The sequence below is a fragment of the Psychroserpens sp. NJDZ02 genome (assembly GCF_004843725.1).
In the GTDB taxonomy this organism is placed as follows: Bacteria; Bacteroidota; Bacteroidia; order Flavobacteriales; family Flavobacteriaceae; genus Olleya.
On sequence record NZ_CP039451.1, the window covers coordinates 2803541 to 2824769 of the forward strand.

General features: G+C 32.4%; 16 protein-coding genes and 2 pseudogenes. 10 read left to right on the plus strand and 8 right to left on the minus strand.

Translation table 11 applies throughout. The features are described from left to right. Positions 1–30 precede the first annotated feature (30 nt). From E9099_RS12345 to E9099_RS12355, 3 genes are all read right to left on the minus strand, one after another. Complete coding sequence (locus tag E9099_RS12345; RefSeq protein WP_136583868.1) at positions 31–1875, minus strand: hypothetical protein; 1845 nt, start codon at positions 1873–1875, stop codon at positions 31–33. Between the two features lie 162 nt (positions 1876–2037). Next, positions 2038–2472, minus strand: coding sequence for a hypothetical protein (locus E9099_RS12350; protein WP_136583869.1), 435 nt, complete (start codon positions 2470–2472; stop codon positions 2038–2040). 5 nt (positions 2473–2477) lie between these two features. Further along, positions 2478–2891, minus strand: a complete 414-nt coding sequence (locus tag E9099_RS12355; protein WP_136583870.1) for a hypothetical protein — start codon at positions 2889–2891, stop codon at positions 2478–2480. Between the two features lie 187 nt (positions 2892–3078). Here E9099_RS12355 and E9099_RS12360 point away from each other — a divergent pair, with 187 nt between their 5' ends. The 4 genes from E9099_RS12360 to E9099_RS12375 all read left to right on the plus strand — a co-directional run bounded on the left by E9099_RS12360 (position 3079) and on the right by E9099_RS12375 (position 6358). Next, positions 3079–3708, plus strand: coding sequence for a hypothetical protein (locus tag E9099_RS12360; protein WP_136583871.1), 630 nt, complete (start codon positions 3079–3081; stop codon positions 3706–3708). 27 nt (positions 3709–3735) lie between these two features. After that, positions 3736–5079: a 2TM domain-containing protein gene (locus tag E9099_RS12365; protein ID WP_136583872.1), complete on the plus strand. Its 1344-nt coding sequence runs from the start codon at positions 3736–3738 to the stop codon at positions 5077–5079. Positions 5080–5091: 12 nt separating this feature from the next. Beyond that, the gene (locus E9099_RS12370; protein WP_136583873.1) at positions 5092–5445 is read left to right on the plus strand and encodes a 2TM domain-containing protein; all 354 of its coding nucleotides are present in this window, start codon (positions 5092–5094) and stop codon (positions 5443–5445) included. 157 nt (positions 5446–5602) lie between these two features. Further along, positions 5603–6358 (plus strand): LytR/AlgR family response regulator transcription factor, encoded by a 756-nt coding sequence (locus E9099_RS12375; RefSeq protein ID WP_136583874.1) that lies wholly within the window; start codon positions 5603–5605, stop codon positions 6356–6358. Here E9099_RS12375 and E9099_RS12380 read toward each other — a convergent pair whose 3' ends face one another. Further along, positions 6359–7540: an LETM1-related biofilm-associated protein gene (locus E9099_RS12380; RefSeq protein WP_136583875.1), complete on the minus strand. Its 1182-nt coding sequence runs from the start codon at positions 7538–7540 to the stop codon at positions 6359–6361. Between the two features lie 154 nt (positions 7541–7694). Between E9099_RS12380 and E9099_RS19525 the strand changes: the two are divergent. The 4 genes and pseudogenes from E9099_RS19525 to E9099_RS12400 form a co-directional block, all read left to right on the plus strand. Next, positions 7695–7967: pseudogene (locus E9099_RS19525) on the plus strand (DUF4331 family protein); the annotation flags it as partial. Between the two features lie 87 nt (positions 7968–8054). Further along, positions 8055–8927: pseudogene (locus tag E9099_RS19530) on the plus strand (DUF4331 family protein). 97 nt (positions 8928–9024) lie between these two features. After that, complete coding sequence (locus E9099_RS12395) at positions 9025–10308, plus strand: tetratricopeptide repeat protein (protein WP_136583878.1); 1284 nt, start codon at positions 9025–9027, stop codon at positions 10306–10308. Positions 10309–10319: 11 nt separating this feature from the next. Beyond that, positions 10320–12548 carry a TonB-dependent receptor gene (locus E9099_RS12400; protein ID WP_136583879.1) on the plus strand — a complete coding sequence of 743 codons (2229 nt, stop codon included), beginning with the start codon at positions 10320–10322 and terminating at the stop codon, positions 12546–12548. A 484-nt stretch (positions 12549–13032) separates the two neighbouring features. Here E9099_RS12400 and E9099_RS12405 read toward each other — a convergent pair whose 3' ends face one another. The 4 genes from E9099_RS12405 to E9099_RS12420 form a co-directional block, all read right to left on the minus strand. Beyond that, complete coding sequence (locus E9099_RS12405) at positions 13033–13833, minus strand: anti-sigma factor domain-containing protein (RefSeq protein ID WP_136583880.1); 801 nt, start codon at positions 13831–13833, stop codon at positions 13033–13035. A 1-nt stretch (position 13834) separates the two neighbouring features. Continuing rightward, on the minus strand, positions 13835–14362 hold the full coding sequence (locus E9099_RS12410; RefSeq protein WP_136583881.1) for an RNA polymerase sigma factor: 528 nt from the start codon (positions 14360–14362) through the stop codon (positions 13835–13837). A 76-nt stretch (positions 14363–14438) separates the two neighbouring features. Next, entirely contained in the window at positions 14439–15080 is a 642-nt protein-coding gene (locus tag E9099_RS12415; RefSeq protein ID WP_136583882.1) for a YceI family protein, read from the minus strand. 72 nt (positions 15081–15152) lie between these two features. Beyond that, positions 15153–18362 (minus strand): WD40/YVTN/BNR-like repeat-containing protein, encoded by a 3210-nt coding sequence (locus E9099_RS12420; RefSeq protein ID WP_136583883.1) that lies wholly within the window; start codon positions 18360–18362, stop codon positions 15153–15155. A 96-nt stretch (positions 18363–18458) separates the two neighbouring features. Between E9099_RS12420 and E9099_RS12425 the strand changes: the two genes are divergently transcribed. Together E9099_RS12425 and E9099_RS12430 are read left to right on the plus strand one after the other, a co-directional pair. Continuing rightward, positions 18459–19586: a vWA domain-containing protein gene (locus tag E9099_RS12425; RefSeq protein WP_136583884.1), complete on the plus strand. Its 1128-nt coding sequence runs from the start codon at positions 18459–18461 to the stop codon at positions 19584–19586. Positions 19587–19701: 115 nt separating this feature from the next. Next, positions 19702–21168: a sigma 54-interacting transcriptional regulator gene (locus tag E9099_RS12430; RefSeq protein ID WP_136583885.1), complete on the plus strand. Its 1467-nt coding sequence runs from the start codon at positions 19702–19704 to the stop codon at positions 21166–21168. Positions 21169–21229: the final 61 nt, after the last annotated feature.

Here is a 21229-nt window from a genome sequence, read left to right on the forward strand (position 1 = left end):
TTTGGGTAAAGTTACAGCATAATATTTAAACTATTTACTCAAGGCTTTCAAAATACGTTCTTCGTTAATAACAATATCTCTGAATAAAACATGTGGAAACTCTTTGTGTTTTGATGTTTTGAAGAAGTCGTAAATATTAGATAGAGTGGATGCTGTAATTAATGATAAATTCATTTCGGTATCCATTTCACAATCTGTAACAAAATCGTCACTAAATTCTGGTGCAACAAGTAAAATTTTAACAATACGTAAATTATTTTTAAGTGCTAAGTTTTGATAAGACTTAAGCTGTCTTGATACTGAACTAAATTTATTATACCCTCTTTCTTTACTTGTTTTACATTCGACTATAATTATTTCATCATTACCTAAATTTAAAAGAATATCCATCATATCCTTTTGAGTATTTAAATTGTTCTTGAACGTTTCATCGACATTAAATCCTAAGCTGTTAAAAATAACCTTTGTTAATTCTTCAAATTTCACACCTAACTCACTCTCCTTTATAATGATTCCGTTCTCTTTTAGTAAGTTAAGATTTCGATAAGCAACATTTTCATAGTTTTCTAGATATAAGTTTTCAACGTCTTTATAATGTTCCAGAATGTTTAAAATATCATCTCCACGTTGCTTGATACCATTGTCTTTTATAAACTTTGTTAAATCTTCTCTTGTTATTAAATCTAAAATATCTCTAGGTTTGATATTATAATCTAGTAAAAAATCAGCTTTCAAAACATATTCATCTTGTAGTTCAAATTGATCTTTTATTTGCTTATTTAGTTTTGGTAAAGATTGATTTAACTCGGTAAGTAATTTATCAAATCCATCTAAAGAAATACCAACTTTTTCATCACGTTCTACAGTTTCAAAATACTCGATCAGACTACTTATTTTTTCATCTAAAGTGTTCCCTTTTAAAGTGTTTATGTTCAGTCCTTTTTCGCATAACTCATTAAGTGTTTTTTTCTTTTCAGTTAATGTGCTTCCAGTTTTATAAATATCTTCTAAAAGGAGAGTTGTAAATGAAACACCTTCTTTTATTATTTCTTCAATTTTTTCAGAGTAGGATAGCTTTCTATCTATATTGTGTTCTTTACAAATTTGGTTTACTATTGGTTCTCTTAATAGTTTTAGAGTTCTTCTGTAAAATTTATCTCCAACTTCTTTTTCTCTAATTTTTCTTAATATTCTTACCATTTCATCAGCAACATAAATGGTGTTCTCTTTATTTGAGAAAAATATGACGCCAATGTTTTTTAATCCTTTGATAACATCTTGTATATCTAGTTTATTTATAGATAAAATGGAATAATTAATTAGTTTGACCTCTTCTTGAGAAAGCCCTAATTGTTTTGAAAGTGTTAATATAATTGATAATTCATCGGAGGAAACTTTCGCTTCTCTATTATTTGCGATGTCATTATTGTAAGCCGTGTGTAAACAGGACTTGTAGATTTTATAATCCCTTTTTCTTATGGAACTCAGCTCAGATTTATCATCTTCAAAATCAGCATTAAGTTCTTTTATTCTCGTTTTAAGCTGTTTTATTTCACTTTCATACAATCTAGAAAACCAGTCTTGTTTCATTATACAATTACCATCACGTATAATTATATCTATTAAAATGTCTAATTGGGAAGTGATTTCCTGAAATTCACATTTTATATGTTCTTGAAATTCTTTTTCAGTTAACGAAAATATTTTAGATATATTTTGGTTATCTACAGATTTTAAACCTTTGTCAGTTGAGCTCAAAATCTTATTGATTTCCTTTATGTTCTTAGGGTTTTTTGATATGATTGTATCAATTATTTTAATAAAAGAGTTCTTTTCAATAGAACCCATTCTATCTAATATGTTTTCTAATTTCATAAATATAATTTTGTGAGATTAATAACTATTAATTTAGTTTCAAAACAAAGCATTTCCCCACAATAAAAATTACGGAAACCCGTAATCTCTTCAACTTTATTCTAAAACATAAACCTACAACTATAAACTCTAAAATAAAATACGTAGAACTACGTATATTTATTAGCGCTTAGTACCGCGTTGCCGCCATAATAAAAGGGCCATTAAAAAACCAAAGGCCATGTAAACACCATGTGCCCAACGTATGTCGTTTTCGGTTGGACCAATAAGAGTTTCTACTTTTGTTCCTAAGCTAAACCAATAGATAAAAATGGCAAAAACGACTAGAATAATACTACCCACTGTACCACTAACTAATAAAACATGCTTGGTGGTAAAGAAGAAATTAGCGGATAAGGCGCCCCAGAAAAAGGTTAAAACATACAATCCATTATCCGTGTAAGTTTTTATAATGCGACTAATAGTGTCATTATCTGTTGTACTGTCCACAGCCAAATATATATCAAAAACAATTAGAAGTATAAATAGTGTGATGATAAGATATTGGATTCTTTTTACAAAAGCATCGTTGGCCAACAATTGATTAATAGGTTGCATAGTTTTTAATTGTTTAATGTAAATTGAATAAACTCCTCATGACGTTGCGACCATATAAAATGACCATATAATAAACCTGTAATTAATAATAGGACTTGGTATTTGGTTTTTATAATGAAGTCTTTTGGTAATTTACGACCATATATTATCATGATTATAACAATAATAGCTAATGCAATTGGCGGGATTTCCCAATGGGTAATAAAAATATTAAGAATTGGTTTTTTACTTCCTAAAAAAAAATGTCCTCCAAAAACACCCCAAAGGAAGGTGATAAAAAAGTATTTGTTATAACTCCAGTTTTTAATCACCACATTAATAGTATCGTTTTTGTATTTATTAATGTTTAACATAGCATTAAGTAGTATTAGCAACCCAATGGTAGTAAATACTATAAACTCGACAGTTGTAATGGACATAAGTAGGTTTTTGAAGACTTAAAGTTAGTGGTTTTGGGTTGTAAATCCAATACATAAATGGACGTAATTATAAAAGCTTACAATTCAGTCTTAAAAAGTGACAGTTGAGTCAAGCCTTTTTTTTAATGCTGTAATATCGGTTGATATTTGTAGTGTTATTATAAAACTCTATAAAACTCTATAAAATATGTATAAAATAGCGATTACAATTGCCTTGTTTTTAACCACAATGTTACAAGCGCAAACGACTTATGAATCTGGAATGACTAAAGCTTTTACGCTTTGGGAAGATGGTAAAATGGCAGAGGCTTCCAACGTATTTGAACGTATTGCCTCTGCTGAAAAGGAAAACTGGTTACCATCCTACTATGCTGCTCAGGTATTAATTTTAGACGGATTTTCTATATTAAAAGAAAAAGAAGCTTTGGATGCTCAGCTTAAAAAAGCACAAGTTTTTGTAGATGCTGCTGCTAGTAGATCTAAAGATAATGCCGAAATCATGGTACTTCAAGCCCTGTTACATACTGTATATGTGGCTAGTGATGGTGCAACTTATGGTATGACGTTATCAGGAAAAATAAATGCATTATATACCAAAGCAAACCAATTAACGCCTGGTAACCCAAGAGTTATGTTAAGTAAGGCCGAGTGGGATATGGGAAGTGCTAGATTTTTTGGTCAGGATACGCAACCATTTTGTGCGCAAATAGAAAAATCTCTACAACTTTTTGCTAACTTTAAGCCTGAAACGGCGTTTGATCCTAATTGGGGAGAAGATCGTGCAAAGCAATTAACGGCAGCTTGTAAAGCGGAGTAATTGTTAATGCAGTGTAATGGGATATCTATGAATAAAAATTTAAAAAATATTGTTTTAACTTTCGCTATTGGTTGTGTCGTTTTTGTTTTTGGGCAATACCTATCTAATGGATTTAGTTATGATACGGTTGGGCAATTTATTGAGGATTTTGTATTCTATCAATTATATGCATTTGTTTTAGGGCTATCAAATATGAACTTTTTCGCCTATATGGAACGTCGCCAATGGATGGCTGGACAGTATGTTAAACGAGTTGTTTTGGGGATTTTAGGCTCTACTGTAATGACATTATTTGGGCTGTTTCTTTTAAGAGGGTTTACGTCCGTAATTTATATCGGTAATTCGTTTTCCTTTTTTATTCGTAACGAAACCTGGCAAGGGTATTCTTTTGGATTGTGGATGACCTTGACTATCGTTTCTGTTTTTCATGTAGTTTATTTTTATAACAGATACCAGAAAAATAAACTGAAAGAACAAAAAGTGATTGCTGGGACTGCTAGTGCTAAGTTTGATGCTTTAAAAAATCAGTTAGATCCACATTTTTTGTTTAATAGCTTAAATGTATTAACTAGTTTAATTGAAGAAAACCCGCAAAGTGCACAAAAATTTACGACTAGCTTATCCAAAGTATATCGGTATGTATTGGAGCAAAAAAACAAAGATTTAGTAACAGTTGATGAAGAGCTTAAGTTTGCAATAACCTATATGTCTTTATTAAAAATGCGATTTGAAGACAGTATTATTTTTGATATCCCAGAGCAAACCATAAATCCAGAGAGCAAAGTAGTGCCTTTAGCTTTACAGTTATTACTAGAAAATGCAGTAAAACACAACGTTGTAACTAGTAACCGACCATTACATATTAAAATTTATGAGGCTAACGGAAACTTGATAGTAGAAAATAATTTACAACCCAAAGCAATTGTCAAAAAGAGTAGTGGTGTTGGTCTTGAAAATATCAAACAACGCTACGCATTATTAACCAACAAACGTGTAAGTATTAGCCAAAACACCACTAGTTTTAGAGTGGCAATACCCATGTTAACTAAAGAATTATCAGTTATGAAACAAATACCACAACAAGAATTTGATGACACCTATATAAGAGCGCGTAAACATGTTGAAGAATTAAAGGAGTTTTACTATAATCTAATTTCGTATTGTATTGTCATTCCGTTTTTAATTTTTGTAAACTATTATACCAATTGGAACTACAAATGGTTTGTATGGCCATTATTTGGTTGGGGAATTGGGATTTCATTTCATGCCTATAAAGTCTATGTTAACGATGGCGTTTTAGGTAGGAATTGGGAAGATCGCAAAATAAAGGAGTTTATGAATGAGGAAGAAGGCAAGCAACGCTGGAACTAAAAACAAAACAGTATGGAACAGAATAGAGAATCTTTTAACGCCTCTGACGCAGATCTACAACGTAGTTATGAAAAAGAGGAAGCTTATTTAAGAGCTAAAAAGAAAGTAGAGAAAATACAAGGGTTTTATTGGCACTTAGCCGTCTATGTGGTCGTTAATATTTTTTTAGTGATTACTATTTCTAGGAATTCTAATTTACCTTTTTGGAATTTTGCAACGTTTTCGACCGCATTATTCTGGGGAATAGGTTTAGGGTTTCATTTTTTAGGTGTTTTTGGTTCCAATTTTTTATTTGGTAAAAACTGGGAAAAACGTCAAATAGAAAAATATATGAATGCTGATCATGATAAACAACGTTGGGAGTAGGAGATGACCGAAAAAGGCACGAGGTTAAAGTCAAAAGAGGTAAATATGATACATAAGCAACATTGACTTCAACTTATTAATTGTAGCGTTTCTAATTGAAAAGTGTTGTATAGTATAAAGTGAAATATTAAAATAAACCAACCAAATAAGAGTACCAATGAAAGTGATAATAATAGAAGATGAAAAACCATCTGCAAGACGTTTACAACGTATGCTTACAACTTTAGATATGGAAGCTGAAACCATGTTACATTCGGTAGAGGAATCTATAGATTGGTTTAATACTAACCCACATCCTGATTTAATATTTTTAGATATCCAGCTTAGTGACGGTTTGTCTTTTGAAATATTTGAAGCGGTTGAGGTTAAATCTGCTATTATTTTTACAACTGCTTATGATGAGTATGCTTTGCAAGCTTTCAAATTAAATAGTATCGATTATTTATTAAAACCTATTGATGACCAAGACTTAGAAACTGCGGTTACAAAATATAAGGCTAGGCTTCCGCAGAAAACAAGCATCGCATTAGACTTTGAGGATATCAAAAAGTTGCTGGTTAATCCTATTGATAGAGTGTACAAAAAACGATTTTCGGTTAAAGTTGGACAACATCTTAAATTAATAAATATTGATGATGTTGAATGCTTTTACAGCGAAAATAAAGGGACCTATTTATATACTACAGAAGGTCGAAATTATTTGTTAGACATGACTTTAGAAGGTTTAGAAAATGAACTGGAGCCAGAAACATTTTTTAGAATAAACAGAAAGTATTTTATAAACATTAATGCTATTAAGGATATGATAAGCTACACTAACTCGCGCTTACAAATCAAGTTAAATAACTATAATGAAGCTGAGGTTATTGTCGCTAGAGAGCGTGTAAAGGATTTTAAAGCGTGGTTGTCTTAATTATTCCTCTTCGTCCTCAATCCTATTGTCATCAAAAGCACTTGGCAATAGTTTAGGTATAAATTTAATCACTAATGGCAGTAGTAAAGCTCCGCCAGGTAACAAGAAGATCGCTAAACTAGGAATGGATTTAAAAACATCCAATAGTTGATCTTGTACCTTTTTTTGTTCTTCTTTACTTAAATCTCTGATTGTCGATTTAGATAAAAGAATCACTAACTCTTTACTTTCTAAAAGCTCTTGCGTTAATTTTTTACTATTGCGTTTAATTAACTTAAACACCATATTAGTAGAGTTGTCGTAAAATGTTTTGACAATATTTTTAGAGCCTAAAAGGGGGACTTTTTGTCGGTACGTTTTATAAAATGCTTCTATCGTTTTTGAAGCTTCGTTGGTTTGATGTTGTGTTAGGTTAAGATTTTCGCCTAAAGTATTTAAAAATACTTCTTCTTCGTTATCTAATTTTGCATCTGTCCAAGTAGCCATAGCTGCAAGGTCTAAACAATACCTAGAAAATAGATTGGAGTCTACACTAGCAATAGCTTCGTTAAATACTAAGACACTATCACGCTGGTAACGTAGGGATTGTTCAAAAAGATTAATTAAGCTTTTGTCATAATCTGACTTTGCCTTTTTACTATTTAAAGTATTTAAAACAATACTCTCTATAATAGCCTCGTAATTTTTAATAATGTCGTCATTAACAATACCAGTCTTCAAATAATTTCTAAACGCTAAGACATCTACAAATAATAAGGCGTTAGTTATAAAGTAATTAAAACTCTTGTCTATTAAGTTGTCATCAATCTGAATGCGCTTATTAATAATACGCTCCACTTGATCTTTAACATCTTTGGAACCTATTATAGCCTGTATAAAAGAGACTCTTTCCTTGTTTATAGTATTGTAAAAATTAGCGACTTCAGTATAGAAGTCGTTTGTAGTATTATGATTGGTATAGGCAATAAGTAAAGCAATTACTAAATTTATTTTACAAATTTCGTCGGCTTCAAAATCGTCGTTTTCAACCCAATTATTTACAACAGTGACATTACTTCCATATATAAAACCGCAATCTCTAAAGTGTCTGTAATACACTTCTAAGTCGTTGTCTTTAAAGAGATCTTTGGGTTTTAGCTCTCTTATTAGTTTTTTTATCCAGCCTGAAGCAGATGGGTTCATTGGTGTTTTTTATTATGGTATAAAGATACTTTTTTTAAAGTATTATTTGCTTTTTTTTCAAATTAACCAAACTTTTATAAAACCGCTATTGCAATTGTTGCGTAAGTGTATCCGAGAACCAAAAATAACAATTAACAAAAAATCTCAAAACATTATGAAAAATTTCAAATTTATTTTAGGAGTAGGCGTATTTGCAGCAGCAGGTTTCTTCTTCTTATCAGCGGATCACATTGATGCTCCAGCAGTACAAGGTGGTACAAGTGATATCACAGATTTTTACGCCTTTCAAGGCGAGAACACAGATAACTTAGTGTTTGTAGCTAACGTACAAGGGTTATTAAGTCCGTCTGCAACAGGTAGTGCTAGTTTTGATGAAAACGTGATGATCGAATTTAATATTGACAACACAGGAGACAATGTAGAAGATTTAGTTATCCAAGCAATACCAAGAGATGGTAAAATGTACTTTTTTGGACCAGTTGCTCCAGGTACAACAGGATTAAGTAGTACTGTTATGCAGTCTGCAACACAAACAGTAGTAGATATTACAGCTTACGGTGATACTCCAGTAGTAGAAACATCTGCAGGGATTTCTGCTTTTGCTGGACCAAGAGATGATCCTTTTTTCTTTGATTTTAATCAATATACTGCAATTATTGGTGGTACTGCTTCAGGTTTTAATTCTCCAGGAACAGATACGTTTGCAGGTACAAACGTAATGTCTATCGTTGTTGAGGTTCCAAAATCTATGATTGGCGGAACAGGAGTAATCAATACTTGGGTAGAATCTAAGTCTAAATAATAACTAACTATTAAAAACATACAAATTATGAAAAATTTCAAAAATATATTTACCGTCCTTTTAGTAACACTAGTCGCTTTTAATTGTTCTGATGACGATGATGCCATTACAATTCAACCAACAGGAACAGACTTTTCTGGGACGTACATGCAAGATGATCAAATGGGTAGACCAGCTGTAAACACTGTATTTGTGTCTTCAGGATCTAAAGACATGTTTAATACAACAGTACCTACTGATCAAAGTGCTTCTTTTCAAGCCATGTTTGAAAATAATTTAACAGGATTAAGTCCAGCTTTTGCAAATGCAGGTGATACTAATGCATTAGGTCAAGATGCTGCTGCTTTTACAACCTTATTAGCTACAGATGTACTTAACGTTTCTCTTGATGGGACAACTACTTTTTATGACGGTACAAATGTTTTAACTGGTCGTACTTTAGCAGATGATGTGATTACGGTAGAATTATTATTGATTTTTGGTGGAGAAGATTTTACAGAAAATCCAACACTATCAAATGATAATGTAAATGAAAATGATAAAGCATTTTCTACATCTTTCCCTTATTTAGCGTCTCCTTGGTAGACTAAAATTTAATCTAGAGCATTGTTAATAATGCTCTAGATTTTTTACAACCAATTCCCTTCCCATCAAAACAAACAAACAAGCAAACAAAACAATTATGAACACTAAATTATACATGCTACTACTTGTTATTATTACGGCAACGAGTTGTTCAGAAAAAACAAAAACAATTACTAATCCTGAAGATTATAATAAGTTTTTAACTTTAGAGACAAGTAAAGAAACATTAAGTGCGTCTACAGAATATAACTTTTGGAAAAATAAATTAGAAGCTACTCCCAATCAGATTTCTTATTTATCAAAAATTGCTAGCGCAGAGTCAAGATTATTTAAGTCTACAGGGTATATAAAATATCTAAAACAAGCAGAACAATCCTTAGTAAGGTTAAATGAAGAAACACAATATAGTTCGGCGGGTCATTTAAGAGCTTTAGCACGTAATTATATTTCACAACATAAATTTAAAGCCGCTCTAGAATTAGTTGAAAAAGCGGAAAAGAATGGGCAAAATCTTGATGGTACTCAAAAAATGATGTTTGATGTGCACATGGAATTAGGTAATTATACTCTTGCTAAAAACTATTTAGAAGAAGTCAAAGATTTAAACGATTTTGGTTATTTAATAAGATTATCAAAATGGAGCGATCATAAAGGAGACTTAGCCTCCGCAATAAAATACTTAGAGAAAGCGACTAAAAAGGCCGAATCTTCTAATTTAGAAGGTTTAATGGAGTGGTCGTATACCAATCTTGCTGATTTTTATGGGCATGATGGACAAGTAGAAAAATCTTATAACTATTATTTAAAATCCTTAGCAATTAATCCTGATGATGCTTATGCAAAAAAAGGGATTGCATGGATTGTGTATTCTTACGAGAAAAACACAACAGAGGCTAATCGTATTTTAGAAGCATTAACACAATTACATAATGCGCCAGATTATTTATTATTTAAAGCAGAAATTGCAGAATATGAAAATGATGAGGTTGCTAAAAAAGCCTATTTAAATACTTATTTTGAAGTATTACAAGACACGAATTATGGAGACATGTATAACGTGTATTCTTCTAAAATATTAGCAGATTCTAAAAGTAAAACGGCTATTACATTGGCAGAAATTGAAGTGCAAAATAGACCAACACCTATATCTTACGATTTATTAGCGTGGAGTTATTTTAATAATGGTAATACAGTTAAAGCTTTAAATATAGCAGAACAGTATGTTGTTGGAAAAACTTTTGAACCAGAGGCGCAGTACCATATTGCCGAGATTTATAAAGCTAATGGTAAATTAAAAGAAGTTGCACTACTTAAAAAAGAATTACAGGAAAGTAGTTACGAATTAGGACCTTTAACTTCCAAGATTGTCAATAAATTATAATATTTGCGGTCATGAAAAAAATAATAACATTTATCATATTAGTCAATTTAGTTTGGATGGCTAATGCACAGACAGTCAAAGGATCTGTAATGGAAAATAATCAGCCTTTAGAATCAGCCTATGTGTATAACCAAAGTTCTCAAGAGCATGCACATACTAATCAATTAGGACAATTTACAATTAATAATACCAATGTAGGAGACAGCCTTATGGTTGGGTTATTAGGCTATCAAAAAAGAATTATAGTATTAACGGAAGGGTTAATAAAAAAGGGATTGATTTTTAATCTAGAAGCGAAAGCTTTTGTTTTGGACGAGTTAGTTTTAAGCGAGCCTTTGGATGTGATGAATAGCATGATTAAAATAGATCTAGCAACAAGTCCAATTAATTCTTCGCAAGAAATTTTAAGAAAAGTTCCAGGTTTAATTATTGGACAACATGCCGGTGGCGGTAAAGCAGAGCAACTATTTTTAAGAGGTTTTGATATCGATCACGGTACAGATGTAGGGTTGTCTGTAGATGGGATGCCAGTTAATATGGTGTCACATGCACATGGTCAAGGGTATAGTGATTTACACTTTTTAATTCCGGAAACGATACAAAATATTAGTTTTGGAAAAGGACCTTACTATGCCAATCATGGGGATTTTAATACAGCTGGTTTTGTAGATTTTAAGACTAAAGATAAGTTAGATGATAATCTAATTAGTTTTTCTGCAGGTCAATTTAATTCGTTAAGAACCTTAGGGATGTTTAATCTTTTAGATAATCAAAACGCTCAAAATGCTTATGTCGCGGTGGAGTATATCGAAACCGATGGTCCATTTGAATCTCCACAAAATTTTGACAGATTAAATGTAATAGGAAAGTATAATGCCTTTTTAAATAACAATTCTAAAATAGGATTAACATTAAGTCATTTTACAAGTCAATGGGATGCTTCAGGTCAAATACCACAACGTTTAGTTGATGATGGCACGCTTTCAAATTTTGGTGCAGTAGATGATACTGAGGGCGGAGAAACGAGTCGTACTAATTTTAATGTGCAGTACAGTACTATTTTGGATAACGATGTGTCTATGGAGACTAATGCATTTTATTCTAATTACAATTTTGAATTGTATTCAAATTTTACATTCTTTTTAGAGGATCCTATAAATGGAGACCAAATAAAACAGAAAGAAGACCGAAATATTTTTGGGTTTAATACGCAATTTAAAAAGAATATAGATTATAATGATTTTGATGTAACGTATACATCAGGAGTTGGCCTAAGATATGATGATGTTAATGATATCGAATTGTCGCATACATTAAACAGAAAAGAAACCTTAGAAAATATCCAGTTGGGTAATGTAAATCAACGTAATTTATATGGGTTTTTTAATGCTGAAATCGATTTAGGTAAAGTTAAAATTACTCCAGCTTTACGTCTAGAGTATATGAAGTTTCAGTACCAAGATCAGTTAAGTCCAACATATAGTAATATATCACAAACGGAAGTTGCTTTACTACCAAAGTTAAGCATCCAATACAATCAAAATAATAATTTACAATGGTTTGTTAAATCGGGGATTGGGTTCCATTCTAACGATTCTAGAGTAGTGTTAAATCAAGAAATAGATAATGCTTTACCAAAAGCCTACGGAGTAGATTTTGGAAATATATGGAAACCAACAGAAAAATTAGTGTTAAATACAGCACTATGGTATTTGTTTTCTGAAGAAGAATTTGTGTACGTTGGAGATGCTGGAATTATTGAGCCTAGCGGAAAATCTGAGCGTTACGGTATTGATTTTGGTGTTAGATATCAATTAACGGATAATATTTACTTTAATACAGATGCAACAATCACTAGAGCAAGAAGTTTAGAAAAATCAAACGGAAACGATTATATTCCATTAGCACCAGACTTTACTTTGGTTGGAGGACTTTCTTTTAAGGATATTAATGATTTTTCAGGAGGAATTAACTATAGATATGTGGATGATAGACCTGCAAATGAAGATAATTCGGTTCAGGCTGAAGGTTATTTTGTTACAGATTTAAATATCAACTATGCGTTTAATAATCATTGGAAGTTAGGAGTAAGTATTGAAAATGTTTTGGATACGGATTGGAAAGAAACTCAGTTTTTAACAGAGTCAAGATTACAAAATGAAGCGCAAGCAGTAGAAGAGATTCATTTTACACCAGGTACACCATTTAGTTTTAAAACGACATTAAGTTATTCGTTTTAAGTAAAATAAAACCTTACTCATAAAAAATAACGTAAGTATAGTGCAATCGGTTTAAGGGAAATGATTAATTGTACAACTAACATACATGATGTTTAATTTTATGAAAAGGTAAGGTTGTTTTTTGTTGGTTTGTTTTGAAAGTGTTTGATAATTTTATTATCAAACACTTTCTTTATTTTATAACAGTTTTGAGTGCTAGACTAGAAGAGTATTGTATCACACTATAAGTCTATGTCTGTTGTTTTTTATAGCTGTAGTCCCATTGCTAAGTGATGTTCAAATATTAGAATGTAAATAGAGATTAATAGGGGGTGAGATAGGTTAATTTTTAAGATATATCCGTATTGTGTTTGTGTTAATTAAAACCTGGATAATATATTGAGCGATCATTTTTTTAAGTTGTTTACTAGTTTTATTTAGATTTTGGATATAAAAAAAAGACACCTAATAGATGTCTTTTTGATTTAAATTAATGTGATTTTTATTACAATGAAGCTAAAGCTCCTAAAGTATATAATTGTTCTAACGTTGGAGATTGACTTCCGCCAGCTGGCTCTAAGGTTATACCAAAGGCTTGAGATTGATTGGTGTTTTTAAGTGTAAAAATCTTATTATCATCTTTTATAAAATCGTCAATAGTACCTAGGTTAGTAGGTGTTAAAGGATTTAAAGTTAAAGACCATACTTGGTATACTTTACCTTCTGGAGGTTCTGGTAAGCCTTGTAAATCTAAATACACCGTATCATCTTTTTTATCCCAATACACAGTTGCGTAGGCTCCAGGAGCTGCTGCTTGACCTTCCAGTGGTATATTAATAATACTTTTATCTCTTATAATGTTTAGTAAATTCTTAGTTTCAACTAAATCCGTTTTGGAATTTTCCATCTGGATTTCGATAAAATCTTTTTCAGTATTTACCGTTTGTATTTGATCTTCTAATGTTGATTTCTGGTCAATAGTCCAAAGTAAACCACCTGCTAATACTATTGCAGCTGCCCAACCTGAGTAATTAATCCATTTAGTATTAGATTTGTTTAAACTAATAACTTTACCATTATTTGGCGTGTTATTTAATCGTCCTTTAATGGTGTTAAAAGAAATACTTTTTTTAGGAGAAACACTAGCTGTTAATTTAACAATTGATGCTTCTATCTCTAATACTTCTTGTAATACTTCTGGGTGTTTTAACATTAGGTTATACACCTCTATACTTTCTGTTTCAGAAAGTTTACCAGCAACGTAAAGTTCTAGTATACCTGAGTTTATATAGTCGTTAATGTTCATATTATAATACGGCTTCTCTTAATTCTTTTATACAATTTCTATTCCTAGTCTTTATTGTACCTATTGGCATATCTAATTCTTCAGAAGCTTCTTTTTGTGTGAAACCTTTAAAGTATAATAGCTCAATAACTTCAATACATTTTTTAGCTAGTTTATCGACAAATTTTTTGATACCAATGGCATCTGTACTATTGTCTAAGCTATCTTGTGACTGTATGATATCTACGAAAAAATCGGAGTTAAGGTTTTTATTAGAGTTTTTAAAAGCTTTAGATCTAGTTTTATCTATTGCTGCATTTCTAGCAATATTAATTAACCAGGTGAAAAATCGACCTTTTGTTACATCATAACTATCTGCTTTATGCCACGCTTTGATAAAAACATCTTGCATTATTTCTTCGGCAATGGCACTATCTTTAACAATGTTGTAGATAACACCATGCATGCTGTCTTTATACATATTGTAAAGTGACTCGAATGCTTTCTCGTCTTTTTGTTTAAATTTTGAAATTAAAATTTCTAATGACATAAAAAGTATTTATAATTAAGGCAAAAAAAAGCAGCTAAAAGTAGCTGCTTTATAGGCCTAATATAGACAAAAAATATTAGTTTTTTCTTAAAAAGGTATTGATTTCAATAGAAACATCTTCCCATGTTTTACTAACACCATCGGCGCCTTTATGTAAATCAAAACAAACTTTGTTTAAAATGCTTAAAGCACCCAAAGCGTCCCAGTCCTTTAATTCCATAGTCGCAGACATTGCTACTCGTCTTTCGTCCGTAATTTTCACGTCTAAAGGTAAGTCGTTAGTCACACCATTCATAGTAATAGAAGCAACGTATTTGTTGTCAACATATTTAATTGTTCCTTTAATAAATTCTGGATTTAACATTTCTCCAAAAAAGGAAGTTTTTAATTTTAAATCTCTGGCGTCATTATTTGTAAATAAGCCACTAATAGGAATAGAGAAACTTAAGTTGTTTAACGCGTCTTGCGGCGTGTCTCCTGCCTTTTCTTCAAAGTTTAAAGTATTAAACTGTCCTCCAACAGGGACTTTTTCTGTTGTTTTGTAAGCAGTCCATTTTACCGTCGTTCCCTCCGGTTTTACAACAAACTGTTCAGTTTTTGCTATAGGCTCCGTAGTTTCTGTTGTTTCTTTTTTAGCATCAGTCTTTTTAGTATCGTCTTTACAACTTACTGCAAAAACAAGTGATAATGCTAAAGCTAATTGTGTTATTTTTTTCATTTTAATATCTTTTTTTTTTCTTAATAATTATAAAGTTAAGTAGATAATTATCCATGTGCAAATTACGGACATTTAATCTAGAGTAAAGGTTTTTATTTCATCAATACTTTTAGTCATATTTATATTTTGTATCGTTTGATAATAAGGTTTAAAAGATGCATTAAAAAAGGTGTTTGTTTTGTCTAAAGCTGCTTTTAAATCTGTTTTAGCATGCTTTATTAATGTTTGCTCTGTCGTAGTTAAACCGTTTTGTCGTGATCCTACGTACCATGACGCCGTGCGTAATCTGTTATTAATGCTTACATCTAATGTTTTAGTTATTCCTTGTCTTTTATCTTGTTTTCCAATATAAATATCTAAAATGCTATCGATATCTTTAATAATGGTTTTAGAGGCCTTGATTTCTGCTTTATATTTGTCTTTGTCTAAAGCTGTTAATTCTGTTTTATATTTTTCAGCTAAGATTTTATTTTCAGCCAATTGCTTTGTGGCATCAGCAGCAATTTGGCGCATCTTTTGTAAATCTTTAAGTGCGATATAGACGTCATCTGTATTTTTAGTAGATACCTCTAATCTAGGATCTGAAGCTACAGTTATCATCGTTTCTGATGTTTGATCTCCGTATTCTAAAACGGCTTTATAGGTTCCTGGTTTTACAGAAACACCACCCGGCTCTCTTTTTTGTTTACGAATTGTTCTTGACGGTCTATCGCCACCTTTTTCATCCATATACCAAGTCCATTTATTTAGGCCTTTATCTTCAGGGACTTTACGTTTTAAGGTTCTAATTAATTTGTCTCCGTTGTATACTTTAAGTGAAATAGAATCCCATTTGATTTTGTTTTTAGTGTCTTCCGATTCTTCTTCCGTTTTATCATCATCATTTTCTTTTTTATCTTCTTTTATAACCTTTACAGGGGCAACTAAGTAGGTGAATTGTGCACCACGTCCTCTGTTTTCTCCATGAAACATAGCATCTGCACCAAATCGACTTCCTGTTGGTTGTTGGTAAGCCGCTTGATAAGCCGTAGGAGGTGAAAACAATTGTATTGTATTAGTAAGTACTTGTTTGTTTTTTGCAATAGCACGCAATGGTCTAATATCATCTAAGACCCAAGCAGCACGTCCAAAAGTACCTATTACTAAATCGTGTTCTCTTGGGTGGATTACTAAATCTTTTACGGATACCGTAGGGAAACCTTCAGTCCATTTAGTCCATTTGTTACCAGCATCAACTGATATGTATAAACCATCGTCAGTTCCTAAAAACATTAAGTTTGGTTCTACTAAATCTTCAACAATAGATAAGGCATAACTTTTTACATCGTTTTCATCTACGATACGCTCCCATGTCTTTCCGTAGTTTTTAGTACGATAGGCATACGGTGTGTAATTAAAACGTCTGTAATCATTCGCGATAAGCAACGCTTCACCTTTATTTTTATTACTTGCTTTTATTTGTGCGATCCAACTTCCTTTAGGTAAACCTTTTAAATTACTAGAAACGTCGTCATAGGTTTGTCCGCCATTTGTAGTAACATGTAAACGACCATCGTCTGTACCAACCCAAAATACACCGTTTTCAACAGGAGACGGTTCGATAACTAAAATCGTACAGTGGTTTTCAGCACCTGTAGCATCCATGGTTAAACCGCCACTTTCGTGTTGCTTTTGTTTTTCAGGATCGTTAGTGGTTAAATCAGGCGAAATGACAGTCCAGGTCAAGCCTTTATCTGTAGATTTATGTACAAATTGACTCCCAAAATAAATGGTGTTATTATCAAATGGATCGCTGTTTATAGCACTATTCCAATTAAATCTAAGTGTAACATCTTTATCAGGATGTATCGGTTTTACAGTATAGTTATTACCAGTTTGCCAGTCGTATCGGCTTACCGACCCTTGTTGACTCATTGTCCAACCATAACGCGAATTGTCTTTATCTGGTACTACATCAAAACCATCTCCAAAACTAATTTCTTGCCAATAACTATTGCGTATGCCTTGTGTACGCCAAACATAGGCAGGACCTCTCCAAGAGCCATTGTCTTGCATACCACCATAGACATTATACGGGTAGTCGTTATCTACATTAATATGATAAAACTGGGCCACAGGAATATTTCCAATAAAACGCCAGTTTTTTCCACCGTCCTTAGTAATGTTTAAACCACCATCATTACCGTCTATCATAAAGTTTCCATTGGTTGGATGGATCCACCACGCATGATGATCAGGATGTACACCGTTGTCTGCTCCATAGGCCGGCATTAACTGTTTAAAGTTTTTACCTCCGTCTTCACTAACATTAATGTAGGTGTAAACAGAATATACACGATTTTCGTTTTGTGGGTCTACATATATTTCAGAATAATAAAACGGTCTGTTTCCAATATCGCTTTTGTCATTTACTTTTTTCCATTTAAAACCTCCATCTTCACTTTTGTAAAGTGCATTTTTTTTAGCTTCGACCAAGGCATAAATAATATTTGGTTTGTTAGCAGCAATGGCCACACCAATACGTCCTAATTCCCCTTTAGGGAAGCCTTCTTTGTCTGTCACTTTTGTCCAGTGTTCTCCACCATCATGTGTGATGTGTAATCCAGAACCTGTTCCACCAGATTTAAAAAACCAAGGGTCACGTTTGTGTTCCCAAAGCGTTGCAATCAATTTATTTGGATTGGTAGGATCCATGACTAAGTCAGCAGCTCCTGTTTTGTTGTTAGCAAACAATATTTTTTTCCATGATTTACCACCATCTGTTGTTTTAAAAACACCACGTTCTGGGTGTTCTCCCCAAGGGCTACCAATGGCAGCAACATACACGATATTAGGATTTGTAGGATCGATAATCACACGATGGATGTGTCTGGTGTTCTCTAAACCCATAGACTGCCATGTTTTTCCAGCATCTAAAGATTTATAAATTCCGTAACCTCCATTTAAACTATTTCTAGGATTACCTTCTCCGGTTCCAACCCATATAACACTTGGGTTAGACTGTTGTATCGCAATCGCACCAATAGATGCCGTCACTTCTTTTTCAAAAATAGGATCCCATTTAATACCGCCAGAAGTCGATTTCCATACGCCACCAGAAGCTGTACCAGCATACATAATATCAGGATTATTGTGCACGACATCTATGGATGTGACACGTCCAGACATACCTCCAGGACCAATGTTACGTGGTTTCATGTTTTTAACTAAATCCATAGAGAATTCTTGCGAAAACCCTATGAAAGAGAAGAGTAATAAAAGGAGTAAGGATAATTTTTTCATATTGGGTTGATAAGTTTGTCTAAAGTTAATCAACATTCTCTTAAAAAGCTGTTAAGACATTTATTTTGGTGTTAAAATGTCGTATTTTTATAGAGCATGAAAAACAAAATTAATAACAGAAAAGGCTTTGTATTTAAACCATACGAAGCCCCTTCACAATCCCCTTTCGAGAAGCTTTTTGATATATTTAAAGAGTTGATTACACATACTTCTGGAGATTTTGACGAAGCTATAGATTGGCTTCGTGAATTAGATAAAGAATACAAATTAACGACTCCAGAATATTCAATTGACGACTTTGTAGAAGACCTTAAAGCTAAAGGCTACATACGTGAAGAAATTAAACCAGATGGTAAAAAAGGTAACGCTATCACAGCAAAGACTGAGCGCGCTATTAGGCAATCTGCATTAGACCAAATCTTTGGAAATATAAAACGTAGCGGCTCCGGAAACCATAAAAGTAAAGGTATAGGAATAGGAGATGAGCATACTGGCGATTTCAGAAATTATCAATTTGGTGATGGTTTGGATAAAGTCTCTATGACGGAAAGTCTAAGAAATGCACAAATTAATCATGGTATTGGTAATTTTAATTTAACGGAAGACGATTTGGTGGTCGAGGAAACCACACACAAATCACAAATGAGTACGGTGTTAATGATTGACATTAGTCACAGTATGATTTTGTATGGTGAAGATAGGATTACACCTGCCAAAAAAGTAGCGATGGCTTTAGCCGAATTAATTACAACACGCTACCCAAAAGATACCTTAGATATTTTGGTTTTTGGTAACGATGCTTGGCCAATTAAAATTAAGGATTTACCCTATTTGAATGTTGGTCCTTATCACACCAATACAGTAGCAGGCTTAAAGTTAGCCATGGATTTATTACGTCGTAAACGTAATACTAACAAGCAAATTTTTATGATAACGGATGGTAAACCAAGTTGCTTGCGTTTGCCTGACGGAACCTATTATAAGGATAGTAATGGTTTAAATCCATACATCACTAATAAATGCTACGCCCAAGCGCAACAAGCTAGAAAATTGCATATTCCGATCACCACTTTTATGATTGCTCAAGATCCGTATCTAATGCAATTTGTAGAAGAATTTACGCATGCCAATCAAGGAAAAGCCTTTTATACCGGGTTAAAGGGATTAGGCGAAATGATTTTTGAAGATTACGAAACCAATAGAAAAAAGAGAATTAAAGGATAAAAGAATAGCTGTTAAATCTAAAACAGTTCTCCTCTTAATATTAAGAGGAAAATGAATTTTGAATATCATTAAAGACATTTAAAAGAAAGCGGAGTTAAAAAAGAATAAAAAAACTATGGAAATAAAAAATATAAAGACTTTAGGCGAATTAAAAAAAGCGGGATATAATAGCAAGTCTATTAAAGATGAATTAAGAGATAATTTAATTGAAAAAATAAAAAGTAAAACGACTGTTTTTGAAGGGGTGCATGGTTACGAAAACACGGTGATTCCTGAGTTAGAACGAGCTATTTTATCACGACATAATATTAATTTTTTAGGCTTACGTGGTCAGGCTAAAACACGTTTAGCACGTTTAATGCTAAATTTATTAGATGAGTATATTCCTGTGGTAGACGGATCAGAGATTAATGATGATCCGTTACAACCAATCTCACGTTTTGCTACAGAATTGATAGCAGAAAAAGGAGATGATACGCCAATTACTTGGATGCATAGAAGTGAGCGTTTTGCCGAAAAATTAGCAACTCCAGATGTTACTGTGGCCGATATTATTGGTGATGTAGATCCAATAAAAGCAGCCAACTTAAAGTTGAGTTATGCTGATGACAGAGTGATACATTACGGAATGATTCCACGTGCAAACCGTTGTATTTTTGTTATTAATGAATTGCCGGATTTACAAGCTAGAATACAAGTCGCTTTATTTAATATTTTACAAGAAGGCGATATACAGATTAGAGGATTTAAATTGCGTTTACCTTTAGATATGCAGTTTATATTTACTGCAAATCCTGAAGATTATACTAATAGAGGAAGTATTGTAACGCCTTTAAAAGATAGAATTGGGTCTCAAATCTTGACGCATTATCCAACAGATATTGAAACTGCAAAAATCATAACACAGCAAGAAGCTAAATCTGATGGTCGTCAAAAAGAAAGTATTCACGTACCAGAATTGGCTAAAGATTTATTAGAACAAATCGTGTTTGAAGCTCGTGATAGTGATTTTATTGACGAAAAAAGTGGAGTAAGTGCACGTTTGAGTATTACCGCTTTCGAAAACTTATTAAGTACAGCAGAATTACGTGCTTTAAAAAATGGAGACGATACTACAACCGTTAGACTATCGGACTTTTTAGGAATTATCCCTGCTATTACTGGTAAAGTAGAGTTGGTGTATGAAGGAGAACAAGAAGGCGCAGCACAAGTGGCTTATAATTTAATTGGAGAAGCTGTTAAAAGTTTGTTTCCTGAGTTTTTCCCTAAGATAGAGAAACTCCAAAAACAAGACGACGATAGTCCTTATGACGATATCGTATCTTGGTTTTTTAACAATACAGAAGGGTTCGAATTATTAGATGGTTTACGTGATAAAGAATATAAAGCACTACTAGATGCGGTATCTCCATTGGATGATTTATTGGGCAAGCATCAACCAAAAACACTTAAAGAAGAAAGTTATTTTGTTAAGGAATTTGTGCTTTGGGCATTAGTAGAATACAAGCAATTAAGTAAATACAGATTTACAGAAGGGATTCAATTTAAAGATCCTTATGGTAGTTTTATAAGTGGGTTATAGCATTGTCTCAAATAGTATCGACTAAGATTTAAAGTGTTTAAAAAAGTGATTTTTTAAACAC